This window comes from Allobosea minatitlanensis (genome assembly GCF_964020775.1).
Window position 1 is genome coordinate 3,400,555 of sequence record NZ_OZ224509.1, and the last position, 12,428, is coordinate 3,412,982.

Consider the following 12,428-nt stretch of genomic DNA (forward strand, 5'->3'; position numbering starts at 1 on the left):
GGCTCGTTCTCAGGCGGTCAGGCGAAGCGGTTCTTTGGTGTCGAGGCCCCGGCGGGGCGCCCTGGCGAAGGTCACGATCCTGGCCGGCTGCTCGGCGATTCCGGCGCTGCCGATCGGCAGCCGCACCGAGACGCGGGTGCCGATCCCCGGCGCGCTCTCGACGCTGAGCCGCCCGCCATGCAGGCCGACGAGCCCGCGCACGACGGAGAGGCCGAGGCCGGTGCCTTCATGGGCGCGGTCGTAGGAGCCCTTGGCCTGGAAGAAGGGATCACCCAATCGCGGCAGATCCGCGGCACAGATGCCGATGCCGGTGTCGGAGACGGAGAGGTCGATCACATCCCCGTCCCGGACCACGGCGAGGGTGACGCGCCCGCCCGCAGGGGTGAACTTGATGGCGTTGGACAACAGGTTGAGCACGACCTGCTTCAGCGCGCGCCGGTCGCCGTCGACCTGCGGCAGCGCCGGCCCCAGCACCTGCTCGAGCGCGATGCCGCCGCTCTCGGCGCGCAGCGCCATCAGCGCGCAGCAATCCTTGGCGAGGGCCGCGACGTCGAGCGGATCGCGCGCGATCGACATGGCACCGCTCTCGATCTTCGAGATGTCGAGCAAGGTGTTGACGACGTCGAGCAGGTGGTTGCCCGAGGCGTGGATGATACCGGCATATTCCGCCCGCTTCTGCGCATCCAGCCGGCCGGCCTCGTCCATGCTGAGCATCTCGGAGAAACCGATGATGGCGTTGAGCGGGGTCCGCAATTCGTGGCTGACCGTCGCCAGGAAGCTCGCCTTGACGTCGTTGGCCTTCAGCGCCTCGGCATGGCCGCGGGCGCGCTCCTCCTCCTGCGCGCGGCGCTCGGTGACGTCGCGCATCACGCAGACGACGGTGGCGCCGTCGCGGGCCTGGCGGTCCTCGACACGGTGGGCCTGCATCTCGAGCCAGCGCGAGACCGGGACGCGCCCCTCGCCTTCATCGAGCGGCACGAACAGGGTGCGGAAGCAGGCGCTGACGCCGGCATCGCCATGGGCGGCGTCGCTCAGCGCCTTCAGGAAGAGCGGCCGGTCGGCGATATGCACGCGCTCGAACAGGCCGCGCCCGACGAGCTCGCGCGGCTCGGCCCCGGCGAGCCTGCGGGCGGCGGCGTTGGCGAAGACGACCGCGCCGTCCGCATCGTGCCAGGTCACCAGATCGCCGACATGGTCGAGCAGAGCCCGCGCCCGCGCATCCGTGGCGCGGTATTCGCCGAGCTCGGCGTCGCGCCGGCGCAACATCAGGGCGGTGACGACGAGCGCCTGCACCAGCGCGCCGATGACGAGCAACGGCATCGCCTGGCCCATCCAGGCTGGCGGCGCGGCGAAGGCGCCGATCTCGCCGGCCACGACGACGCCGAGCAGCGCCGTCACCGCCACCACCCCGGCGCGGAAGACGAATTTGCGGCCGCCGAAGCTCGCGGCCTCCACCGGCACGATGGCGAGCCCGGCGAGCAGCGGCGAGGTCGCGCCGCCGGTCACGGCCGCCAGGGTCACGACGAAGAGCGACAGCGCCGCCGCCGAGACCGCATGGGCGACATCGAGCCGCCCGCTGCGGGACAGGATGAAGACGGCGAGCAGCGGCAGGGCCGCGGCCACGACCATGGCGGCCTCGAAGGCCCCGAGCGTGCCGCGCCAGGCGAGATAGGCCGGGGCGAGGCCGAGCGCCGCGGCGCCGACGAGCAGGCGCGACAGGATGAAGCGCTCATGGCGCCCCCTCTCGCAGGAATCGGCCCGCACCGATGCATGCACCAGTGCCGCCGCCTGTGTCCTCAGTGCTGCCATCGCCATCAAAAACGCAACGCCCGAACTCTCGCGGACCGACATGCCCGCTCCCGGCCATCTCGCCACGGGGAATTTAAGCGGGGCTTAAGGCGGGAGCCGCCGGAAAGCCCCCGGACTGCCCCGCTTCGGTTTTTTATGACGTCAAATCATGCTCTTACGCCGCCCGGACCGGCTGCGGCGCCCGACCGGGCAGTTCAAAGCAGGGTGAACGGAAGCTGAAGATCGCCAGCGGCATTCGACTCGTATTTGAGCATTTGAAATGACGCGATTTTTCCGGATCCCCGGCTAGGGTCCCTCTCGCGGCCCCCAACCGCGACGGAGAACGAAATGGCTTACTTCCTGCGCAAGATCGCGATCATCGGCCTGATCGCGATGAATTCGCCGGTCCATGGCGGCAAGCCGGCCGAGGCCGAATTGCCGCAGGCCGTCCGCCAGATCGCGAGCGCGGTCCAGGCCGAGCCGCGGCTCGCGACGGGCAGCCTGACCGCGGCGCGCGAGGCGGCGCAGATCCTGGCCGGGCTCGACCCCGAAACGCGCGGGCGCGTGCTCGACGCCATGGCCTCCGCCGCAACCGGCCGCGCGGTCCCGCGTTGAATGCTTGACGCCGGCCTGCGAGCCGCGGGAAGAGAGCGCGCCGGCCCCGCATTCAAGCCGAGGGCGGCAAGGCAGGACATGACCACCAATCTCGACGAGATCGTCGCCAATTTCGAGCTGCTCGACGACTGGGACGACCGCTACCGCTATCTGATCGAGCTCGGCAAGGGCCTCGAGCCGCTGCCGGAAGAAGCGCATAACGAGGCCAACAAGGTCCGCGGCTGCGCCAGCCAGGTCTGGCTCGACCTGCGCAGCGAGGGCGGCCCCGGCACCGGAACGCGCCTGCATTTCCGCGGCGACAGCGACGCCCATATCGTGCGCGGGCTGGTCGCGCTCGCCCTCGCGATCTTCTCCGGCCGCCCGGCCGGCGAGATCCTCGCGACCGACGCCTTCGCCATCTATGAGCGGCTCGGCCTCGCCGCGCATCTGACGCCGCAGCGCTCCAACGGCGTGCGCGCCATGATCGAGCGCATCAAGAGCGACGCCCGGGCCGCCGCCGCGGCCTAAGGCGGCGCCCGCGCCGGCCGGGCCGCCTCAGGTCCCGGCCGCGGGCGGGATCTCCGGCCGGGCTCCCGGCTCCAGCCAGGCCGTGAGTCCCGCAGCCCTGCCGACGCGATCCGTCCCGTAATGCGCGGCCAGCGTCGCCAGCGCCACGCGCAGCACCACCTTGGCCGAGCGCGCCGGCCAGCGCCGCTCGCGCTCGACGAGATCGAGCCCCTTGAGGAAGCCGCAGACATCGATGGCGAGGCCCGACAATTCCGGCCCCAGACGCTCGCAGGCGCGCCGGACGCGCTGGCGCGCGGCGATGGCGGCGTCGGAAGCGCCGGCCGGATCGCGCGGCCCCGGCGCACGCTCGTCCGGCGTCAGCGCCGCATCCCAGTTCATCGTCATGCGCGGCAACAGGCCGGCCCGGGTGATATCCGCCCGGAAACGCTCGCCCGCCGCGAATTCGGCGTCGCTGATCTGCGGCTTGCCATCCTGGCCGAGCCGGCGGTGCAGCCAGAGCAAGGGGCTTTCGCGCGCCGCCATCCGCGGGGCGGGCGCCGGCGCCGCAGCGTCCGCGGCCGGAGCCGCCTGCTGCGGCGGCCCGGCGGCCCGGGCGACGAGGCGCGCGCGCCTGCCCTCGCCGCTCCATTCGGCCAGCCGCTCGGCGACGAGCGCGGCCGCCGCCCCGGCCGCGACATAGCCGGCGCCGAGGCTGGCGCCGCCACGCTCGCGATAGAGCGCGATCCGGCCGCAGCCGAGCGGCGAGGCGATGCCATAGGCGCCGGGCTCGGCAAGATGCCGCAGCAGCCGGTCGCGGTCGCGGCGAAAGGTCTCGTCCGTCATCGCGACGCCTCCTGCGGTGCGCCGGACAGGCTGGAGCGGATGGCGAGGAGCGCCGCCTCGAGCGCGCTGAGGCCGAGCTCGCAGCGCGGATCGTCGCGGCTGTCCTCGACCAGCGCGCAGGCATGGCGGACCGTGGTGCGATCGCGCCCGAAGCAGACGCCGACGCGCGAGAGCGTGAGCCCGAAGGCGACATGGGCGAGGTACATCGCCCGCTGCCGCGCCCGGGCGACCGGCCGGCGGCCACGGTTGAAGGCCCTGAGCTTGCGCGACGGGATGCCGGCCGCGGCGGCGACCGCCATCTCCGCCAGCCGCGCCCCGGCAGCCTCCTGCAAGGCCATGTCAGCGACTGCGCTCACGTTGTTCATCATATGTTCCTCGCTTCCCGCCGCGCGTCTTCGGTGCGGCTTGCAGGGTATATGATTATATTCCTATATCCAGCTTGGCAAGCCCGGCTCGATGGTTATCCCCGCGGCGCGGCTGGAGGCGGCATGAAAAAAGCCGCCGGATCCCCGGCGGCTTTGCTTGTCCGATGGCTTGCTGCGATGCGTCTGCGATGCAGCCCGCGGCGCGTCTCAGCGGCGCTTGCGGCGCTGCTGGCCCAGGCCCATCTTCTTCGCGAGCTGCGAGCGGGCCTCGGCATAGCTCGGCGCGACCATCGGATAGTCGGGCGGCAGGCCCCACTTCTCGCGGTACTGCTCCGGCGACATATTGTACTGCGTGCGCAGGTGGCGCTTCAGCGACTTGAACTTCTTGCCGTCCTCGAGGCAGATCAGATAATCGGCAGTAATCGACTTCTTGACCGGGATCGCCGGCTTCGGCGCCTCGACGGGGACGACCGGCGCCGCGCCGCCGACCACGCGATTCAGCGCCGAATGAACTTCGCTGATCAGGGCCGGCAAGTCGGACGCAGGAACTGAATTGTTGGAAACATAGGCAGAAACAATGTCTGCCGTGAGCTCAATGAAGTCCGCTCCTTCATTTTCAGCCATGGCTATGTCGCTCCTTTATCGTTCTTGGCGTGGACTTTGACGATCGCCCGTCTCTGGAAGCGCGGCCTCCTGGCCATTCTTGCCAATAGTGTCAGGCATTACCCGCGTCAGAATCATTGATCCCGACCTATCGAGATCAGCCTGTAATGGATACTGACTAGTCACGCAAGCGAACAAATGAATGGAACAAGATCGATCCGCCGCAATATTCAAATGCGGACATGACTGCGATTTCAGATACACGACAAGGTAAACCTTCCCGCATCGCGTGCGTCTTGTCACCGCGCCGAGGGGCCTCTACCTCTCGCTCACCCGCCCAGGAGAACCCGTCATGCGCCCTGCCCCCGGCCCTCGCGATCAGAGCGGCGCGCCGCGTCGAGCCCGCCGCCTGCCGGCGCCGCCCCGGGCCGAGATCAGGACGAAGGAAAGCGTCGTCCACGGCGTCGCCCTGCGCGACGACTACGACTGGCTGCGCGCGCCGAACTGGAAGGAGGTCCTGCGCGCGCCCGAGACGCTGCCGGCCGATATCCGCGCCTATCTCGAGGCGGAGAACGCCTATTGCAGGAGCCTGATGGCCTCGACCCGCACGCTGCAGCGCGAGCTCGTCAAGGAGATGCGCGGGCGCATCAAGGAGGACGATTCCAGCGTCCCGCAGCCGGACGGCCCCTGGCTCTACTATGCGCGCTACCGCAAGGGCGCCGAGCACCCGCTGATCTGCCGCCGCCCGCGCCCGGAGCGGAAGGCGCCCTTGCGCAAGGGCCGCGAGCAGATCATGCTCGACGCCGATGCGCTGGCCGACGGCAAGGACTTCTTCGACCTCGGCGACACGGCGCACAGCCCCGACCATCGGCTCCTGGCCTGGAGCGCGGACGAGGCCGGCTCCGAGCTGCACCGGATCCGAGTCCGCGACCTCGCGACCGGCGAGGATCTCGCCGACGCGGTCGGCGACACCACCGGCGACATCGTCTGGGCGCGGGATTCACGCTCCTTCTTCTATGTCGCGCTCGATGCCGACCACAGGCCGTCGCGCGTGCTGCGCCACCGTCTCGGCACGGCCGCCACGGCGGACGAGCTGCTGCATGACGAGGCCGATGCCGGCATGTTCGTCGATATCGACAAGACCCAGTCCGGCCGCTTCCTGCTGATCTCGATCAGCGATCACGAGACCTCCGAAATCCGGCTGCTCGACCTCGATTCCCCTGCGGGCGCGCTTCGGCTCGTCGCCGCGCGCCGGCCGGGCCGGCAATACAGCGTCGAGCATCACGGCGCGGATTTCGTGATCCTGACCAACGCGGACGGTGCCGAGGACTTCAAGATCGTCACGGCGCCGCTCGACAACCCCGCGCCGGAGCAATGGCGCGATCTCGTTCCCCACAGGCAGGGCCGGCTGATCCTCGACCATCTCTGCCTCAAGGGCCGGCTGATCCGGCTGGAGCGCGAGGACGGGCTGCCCCGGATCGTGATCCGCGATCTGGCCGGCGGCGGCGAGAGCAGCATCGCCTTCGACGAGGAGGCCTATGGCCTCGGCATGGATGCCGGCTACGAGTTCGACACGGATACGCTGCGCTTCCTCTACGCCTCGATGGCACGGCCGACCGAGACCTACGACTACGACCTCGTCACCGGCGAGCGGGTTCTGCTCAAGCGGCAGGAGGTGCCGTCCGGCCACGATCCGGCCGCCTACAAGGTCCGGCGCATCTTCGCCACGGCCGCCGACGGCGAGCGCGTGCCGATCTCGATCCTGCACCGGGCCGATCTCGCGCTCGACGGCAGCGCGCCCTGCCTGCTCTACGGCTACGGCTCCTACGGCTCGGCGATGTCGGCCTCCTTCCGCACCCGGCCGCTCAGCCTGGTCGACCGCGGCTTCGTCTACGCCATCGCCCATATCCGCGGCGGCACGGACAAGGGCTGGCGCTGGTATCTCGACGGCAAGCGCGAGAAGAAGCGCAACAGCTTCACCGACTTCATCGCCGCCGGCGAAGCGCTGGCGCAGGCCGGCTTCACCAGCCGCGGGCGCATCGTCGCCGAAGGCGGCAGCGCCGGCGGCATGCTGATGGGCGCTGTCGCCAACATGGCGCCCGATCTCTTCGCCGGCATCGTCGCCGAGGTGCCCTTCGTCGACGTGCTCAACACCATCCTCGACGACACCCTGCCGCTGACGCCGCCGGAATGGCCGGAATGGGGCGACCCGATCCGGGACATCAAGGCCTTCGACTACATCCGCAGCTATTCGCCCTACGACAACGTCGCGGCGCAGCACTACCCGCCGATCCTGGCGATGGGCGGCCTGACCGACCCGCGCGTCACCTATTGGGAGCCGGCGAAATGGGTGGCGCGGCTGCGGGCGACCATGACCGGCGGCGGCCCGGTCCTGCTCCATACCAATATGGAGGCGGGCCATGGCGGCGCCGCCGGGCGCTTCGATTCGCTGAAGGAGACGGCGCTGGCCTATGCCTTCGCGATCAAGGCGGCAGGCGAAGGCTGGCCGGCGGCCTAGGCGGGCGCCTGAGCGGCACCGCCCGTCGTTGCGCGGAGAGGCCCGGCCTCAGACGCCGAGCCTGCTCTTCTCGCTGGCGAGATAGACCTTGAGCTCGTCCATCGAGGCGAAGCTGTATTCGCCCTCCGGCGTGCGGGCCCGGATCGAGCCGTCGGCATAGATGGTGAAATGGGTCTCGCCGACCTGATAGGCGCCGACGACCCCCTCATCCGAGGCGGCCGGCGCCTGGGCCTGCGTGCCGGCCGGCTCCGGGCCGGGCTCCTCCTGCGGCAAGGCCTCGGTCTCCGCCGGCTCTGCGGCGACGGGGACCTGCTCTTCGCGGGACGCCGCCTCATGCGGCAGATCGACCGGCTCGTCCTGCGCCGCAGCGACGTCCTCCTCGGACGGTCCGGGCTCGCGACCGGCCGGGGCGACGGGCAGGGCCGGCTCGGTTCGTGGCGGCCATGCCGGGGCCGGCGGGGCGGTTTCGCTTTCCGCCGTCGCGGCCGGAGCATCGAAACGCGGCTCCCGGCGCCCGCCGGGCGAGGCCATCCAGGCTTCCGCTTCGGCGAAGGGGTCGTCCTCGGGCGCCAGCGCGGGCTCGATCCGCCCGCCCGGGCGATGCAGGCCGCCGAGCTGGCTGGTCAGGCTCTCGCGCAGGGCCGCGAATTCGTCATGGCCGGCGGGCTCGGCGGCGGGTTCAGGCTCCGCGGCAACCGCGTCATCCGCCGCATCACCGGCCGGGCCTTCGGCTTCTTCGCCCTTCGCCTGCGCCGCCTCGTCGGATGCGTCAGGCGTTTCGTCAGGTAGCGGCCACGCGGCCACGACCGCGGCGGGCTCGTCGGCCTGCGCCGCCTCGGCGGGCAGCTCGCCCGCGGCCGCTTCGTCGTGAACGGCCGGCGCGATGCCGAAAGCCTCCTTCCCGAACATGTCCGCCACGGCTTCGTCGCGCGCCGGCTCGGGCTTCTCCTCCGCGAGATCCGCATCCGCGTCGGGAGCAATGAGATGCTCCGCGACCAGCGCGCCGAACAGGTCGCGCTCCAGCGTCTCGGGAGCGGGCGAGCCCGCCTCGGGCGTTTCCGCGACGGCGACGGCCGCGGCGGCTCCCGCGCCCAGCACAGCGGCTCCGACGGCGACCGGCGCGGCCGGCGGCAGGGTCGCGGCCGGGCTTTCGGGCCTCGCCTGGCGCGGCGCGGCCGTCAAGGCGGCTTCGGCGACCGGCGCCGCGGCGGCTTGGGTCGCGGCCGCCCCGGCCAGCTCCCTGCGGAGCGTCCGGAGCTCCCTCAGCAGCCAGGCCAGCGAGAGCATGACGAGCCCGGCCGCTGCCGCGATCGAGCCGATGATGACCTCGGTGAAGCCGCGCTCCAGCACCAGATAGGGCCAGCCATCATAGATGGCGTAAAGGCCGCCTCCGAAAAGCGCGAGGCCGACGAGAGAGAAAACAGCGATCAATTCGGCATCCTCGATGCAGGGCTTGCCTCACCCAGCAGGCGGGCGGAAACGCGCCAATATCTAACGTATTGAATAAGAGAGAGTTTCCAATCGACCCGGCTTAAGAAGAGGAATCTGGCCCGATTATGGCCACCTGTCGAGGGAACATGGGCTTTTCGCAGTCTTGGCGGTTGTCGAGCCGCGCCGGGGCGCTTAACTATCCAGCCGGAGCGGCAGGGTTGTCATGGCCCCGCCTCCGAATGGCAAGCCATTCTGATTCAAGCCATTTCACAGCCCAAGGAGAGGCCTAATGACCTTTACTCTTCCTGATCTCCCCTACGCCCATGACGCGCTCCAGCCCTTCATGTCGAAGGAGACGCTGGAATACCATCACGACAAGCATCACCTCGCCTATGTCAACAACGGCAACAACGCCATCAAGGGCACGGAATTCGAGGGCAAGTCGCTCGAGGAGATCGTCAAGGGCTCCTATGGCAAGAACGCCGCCGTCTTCAACAATGCCGGCCAGCACTACAACCACCTCCACTTCTGGAAGTGGATGAAGCCGAATGGCGGCGGCAAGATTCCGGGCGCGCTCGAGAAGGCGATCGTCGACGCCTTCGGCTCGGTCGACAAGTTCAAGGAAGACTTCACCGCCGCCGGCGTCGGCCAGTTCGGCTCGGGCTGGGCCTGGCTCGAGGTCAAGGGCGGCAAGCTCGCGGTCAGCAAGACCCCGAACGGCGAGAACCCGCTCGTCCATGGCGGCACGCCGGTGCTCGGCGTCGACGTCTGGGAGCACTCCTACTATATCGACTACCGCAACCGCCGCCCCGATTACCTCAAGGCCTTCCTCGAGAGCCTGGTGAACTGGGAGTACGTCGCGGAACTCTACGAGAAGGCCGCCAAGGGCTGACCTCGCAAGAGCCGATTTCGCGGATCGGGACGGGAACGGGGCCTCGCGGCCCCGTTTTTTATGGTCGGGGATGCGCGCCATTGCGGGCGCGGCGAAGCGATGACGGGACAGCCCCTTGGCGATCAGACGGCGACGCTGCGCAGGAACTGGTCCACGGTCGAATCCAGGCGCTGCGCCTGTGCCGCCACCTCGCCGGCGGCGCCGCTCACCTGCTCCGCCGAGCGGCCGGTCTCCTCGACGCTGTCGGCGAGCACGCTGAGATCGCTCGAGACGGACAGGGCCGAGGAGCTGGCCATGGCCACGCCGCTGGCGATCTCGCCGGTCGCGAGCGCCTGCTGCTCGATCGAGACCGCGACGGAATTGGCGAAGGTCTCGATGGCGTTCATCCGCTCCGCGATGTTCTGGATCGCGCGCACGACCTGCCCGGTGGCGCCCTGGATGGCGGCGACCTGCGAGACGATGCGGTCGGTCGCATCCGCCGTCTGCGCGGCGAGGGACTTGACCTCGGAGGCGACCACCGCGAAGCCGCGCCCGGCCTCGCCGGCACGCGCCGCCTCGATGGTGGCGTTGAGCGCCAGCAGGTTGGTCTGGGCGGCGATGTCGCGGATGAGGTTGACCACCTCGCCGATGGTGCGGGCGGTCTCGTCGAGTTCGCGGACCGAGCCGGCCGTGTCGCGCGAGGCCGAGGCGGCCTCGACGATCTCGGTGCGGACCCGCCGCACCTGGAACTCGACCTCGCGGATCGCCGCCCCCATCTCCTCCGCGGCCTGCGCGGCGTTCTCGACATTGCCCGAGGCGTCATGGGCGTTGTCGGCGGCGCGCGCGGCCCGCTCGGAGGATTCCGCCGCGACGCGCGCCAGCCCGTCCGAGGCCTCGAGCATCCGCCCGGCATTGCTCTTGAACGCCTCCAGCGCCAGGCCGACCTCGCTGCGGAACATCGCGATGGCGCCGTCGACATTCTGCTGGCGGACCCGGCGTTCCGATTCGGAGAGGTTCTGCCGCTCCTCCAGCGCCGCGCGCTCCGCCAGCCTGATCTTGAGCACGCCGAGGGCGCGGGCGATGGCGCCGATCTCGTCGCGCCGCTCCAGCGCGTCGATCGGCGTGTCGAGATTGCCGTCCGAGATGCTGACGATGGCGTTGGTCATGCCCCGCAGCGGCCGCATGGTGCGCGACAGCGAGATCCAGAGCAGCGGCCCCAGCACGACGAGCACGCCGAGCCCCAGGCCGATGATGACGAACTGCTCCCAGGCGGCACGCGCGACCAGCCGGGTCTTGTCGAAGCGGGCGGCGACATAGCCGATCTGCCTGCCCGAGACGCGCACGGGCTGGATCTTGGTGATGCTGGTGGCATCCTCGCTGTCGATCGCGCCCGCGCTCAGCAGCTTCGCCCAGGGCTCCTGGCCGAGCGCCTTGGTCAGCGAGCGCACCGTGAGCGAGAGCCGCGCCTCCTCGCTGCGGCCGGCCGAGGCCAGCGCCACCAGATCGTCGGCGACGATGGCGGCGTCGAAATCGGGGTCGCGCCGCAGCGATTCGAGGATGTTGCCCAGGATGACGTTGTCGCGCGACAGGATCGGCGACGGCGCGGCATTCGCCACCATCAGCGTCAGCGCGGTCGCCTTCTGGTCGAGATCGGCCCGGGTGCGGCTGTCGTTGTAGCGGGACACGGCCATGACCACGAAGATGATCGCGGCCGCGACGATGATCACCGCGGCCAGCGCGATCTGCCGGCTGAGCGATCTCGGGCCCTTCATCCGGAGATCCGCCTGCCCGTCGTCAGCCGTCCCGGCCGCCCGCATCAACCACGCCATCGAGCGACCGCCCTTCGACTCGGCGCCATCCATCAGCGAACGGCCCCCTCCACCCGGCCGGAAGAGTGGCGCAGGACGGTAAATAATTTGCTTGTGCGGGGCCGCCTGCCCCCGGGAGCGACCCGATCTTCCGTGCAACCGCCCCGGCGAGAAGACAGCGGAGGCTAGCCCTGGATCTGCGAGAAGCGGCGCAATGGCAGGCCGGCCGGCGGCACGAACGCCGCGATGGCGCGATGCTCCACCGGCCGGGTCGCCACGACGGGATCGAGGCGCGCCAGCTCCTCGTCGATGAAGCCGGGATGGCACATCACCAGATGCGCCGGGCCGGGCGCGATCAGGAAGCGCCGGAGATCGGCGGCAAAGTCGCGCCCCGGGTCGAAGGGGGCGACGCCGGCGAAGCCGCGGTTGGCGCGCAACTGCCGGCGCAGCGCCGCCGAGCGGAAGCCGCTCGCCAGCCCGGCGATGACCAGCGCCTTGCCGACCGCGACGCCCCGCCGGCGGATCGCGGCGACCGTGTCGGCGGGGTCGCGCACATAGAGCGAGCCGGCAGGGTAACGCCGCGCCAGCGCATCGAGGACGGCGCGCCGCACGCCCGGCAGGACATGCACATGCTGGTGGCCGTCGACGAAATCCGGCGGGCGGCCCATCGCCTGCTCGAAGGCGTCGAGCTGCCGGCCGAACTCCGCGGCGATCTCGCGGCGGACCGCCGCCGATGCCGCGGCCGCCCGCGCCACCGTGCTAAGCGCGGGAAAGGCGCCGCCCGGCGCCAGCCGCGGCATGGCGGAGAGAGGCGCCGCGCAGGTCAGGTTGAAATGCAGGCCGAGATCGGCTGCGTCCGCAAAAGCGCCGAGTTCCGGCGCCAGCCTGGGCCAATGCGGGCGGTTGGTCATCGCCCCGGTGGCGGAGAGCCTGCCGCGGCCGAGAAGCTCCAGGATCGAGCGGCTGACGCCTTCCGTCAGGGCGAAATCATCGGCGCAGAGAACGAAGCCGTTCGCCATGGTCGTCGGAATCCCTGGTTCAGCCGGGCAAGTCTCGAAGCGACGGGCTTGTCGGCCGCCCAGCTTTACGGTTCTGTGCGT

General features: G+C 70.5%; 11 protein-coding genes. 4 read left to right on the forward strand and 7 right to left on the reverse strand.

Translation table 11 applies throughout. The features are described 5' to 3' along the window. Positions 1 to 9 precede the first annotated feature (9 nt). Complete coding sequence (locus ACWH43_RS16835) at positions 10 to 1,815, reverse strand: ATP-binding protein (RefSeq protein ID WP_158472012.1); 1,806 nt, start codon at positions 1,813 to 1,815, stop codon at positions 10 to 12. Between the two features lie 321 nt (positions 1,816 to 2,136). Here ACWH43_RS16835 and ACWH43_RS16840 point away from each other — a divergent pair, with 321 nt between their 5' ends. Both ACWH43_RS16840 and ACWH43_RS16845 read left to right on the forward strand, forming a co-directional pair. After that, positions 2,137 to 2,403 carry a hypothetical protein gene (locus tag ACWH43_RS16840; RefSeq protein WP_158446957.1) on the forward strand — a complete coding sequence of 89 codons (267 nt, stop codon included), beginning with the start codon at positions 2,137 to 2,139 and terminating at the stop codon, positions 2,401 to 2,403. A 78-nt stretch (positions 2,404 to 2,481) separates the two neighbouring features. Continuing rightward, positions 2,482 to 2,910 carry a SufE family protein gene (locus tag ACWH43_RS16845; protein WP_158446958.1) on the forward strand — a complete coding sequence of 143 codons (429 nt, stop codon included), beginning with the start codon at positions 2,482 to 2,484 and terminating at the stop codon, positions 2,908 to 2,910. A 27-nt stretch (positions 2,911 to 2,937) separates the two neighbouring features. On the opposite strand, the gene ACWH43_RS16850 is transcribed toward ACWH43_RS16845, so the two are convergent. The 3 genes from ACWH43_RS16850 to ACWH43_RS16860 form a co-directional block, all read right to left on the reverse strand. Beyond that, the gene (locus ACWH43_RS16850) at positions 2,938 to 3,732 is read right to left on the reverse strand and encodes a DUF6456 domain-containing protein (RefSeq protein ID WP_158448223.1); all 795 of its coding nucleotides are present in this window, start codon (positions 3,730 to 3,732) and stop codon (positions 2,938 to 2,940) included. After that, a complete protein-coding gene (locus tag ACWH43_RS16855; protein ID WP_260348154.1) occupies positions 3,729 to 4,088 on the reverse strand; it encodes a helix-turn-helix domain-containing protein in 360 nt (119 codons plus the stop codon). Before ACWH43_RS16855 ends, ACWH43_RS16850 begins: the two co-directional genes overlap by 4 nt. 216 nt (positions 4,089 to 4,304) lie before the next feature. After that, positions 4,305 to 4,721 carry a MucR family transcriptional regulator gene (locus ACWH43_RS16860; protein ID WP_158446734.1) on the reverse strand — a complete coding sequence of 139 codons (417 nt, stop codon included), beginning with the start codon at positions 4,719 to 4,721 and terminating at the stop codon, positions 4,305 to 4,307. Positions 4,722 to 5,052: 331 nt separating this feature from the next. Between ACWH43_RS16860 and ACWH43_RS16865 the strand changes: the two genes are divergently transcribed. Next, complete coding sequence (locus ACWH43_RS16865; protein WP_158446733.1) at positions 5,053 to 7,218, forward strand: S9 family peptidase; 2,166 nt, start codon at positions 5,053 to 5,055, stop codon at positions 7,216 to 7,218. A 48-nt stretch (positions 7,219 to 7,266) separates the two neighbouring features. On the opposite strand, the gene ACWH43_RS16870 is transcribed toward ACWH43_RS16865, so the two are convergent. Further along, a complete protein-coding gene (locus ACWH43_RS16870) occupies positions 7,267 to 8,649 on the reverse strand; it encodes a hypothetical protein (RefSeq protein ID WP_158446732.1) in 1,383 nt (460 codons plus the stop codon). Between the two features lie 289 nt (positions 8,650 to 8,938). Here ACWH43_RS16870 and ACWH43_RS16875 point away from each other — a divergent pair, with 289 nt between their 5' ends. Further along, on the forward strand, positions 8,939 to 9,541 hold the full coding sequence (locus ACWH43_RS16875; protein WP_158446731.1) for a superoxide dismutase: 603 nt from the start codon (positions 8,939 to 8,941) through the stop codon (positions 9,539 to 9,541). 122 nt (positions 9,542 to 9,663) lie between these two features. On the opposite strand, the gene ACWH43_RS16880 is transcribed toward ACWH43_RS16875, so the two are convergent. Continuing rightward, positions 9,664 to 11,292: a methyl-accepting chemotaxis protein gene (locus ACWH43_RS16880; RefSeq protein WP_260348153.1), complete on the reverse strand. Its 1,629-nt coding sequence runs from the start codon at positions 11,290 to 11,292 to the stop codon at positions 9,664 to 9,666. A 221-nt stretch (positions 11,293 to 11,513) separates the two neighbouring features. Beyond that, the gene (locus ACWH43_RS16885; protein ID WP_158448225.1) at positions 11,514 to 12,347 is read right to left on the reverse strand and encodes a ChbG/HpnK family deacetylase; all 834 of its coding nucleotides are present in this window, start codon (positions 12,345 to 12,347) and stop codon (positions 11,514 to 11,516) included. Positions 12,348 to 12,428: the final 81 nt, after the last annotated feature.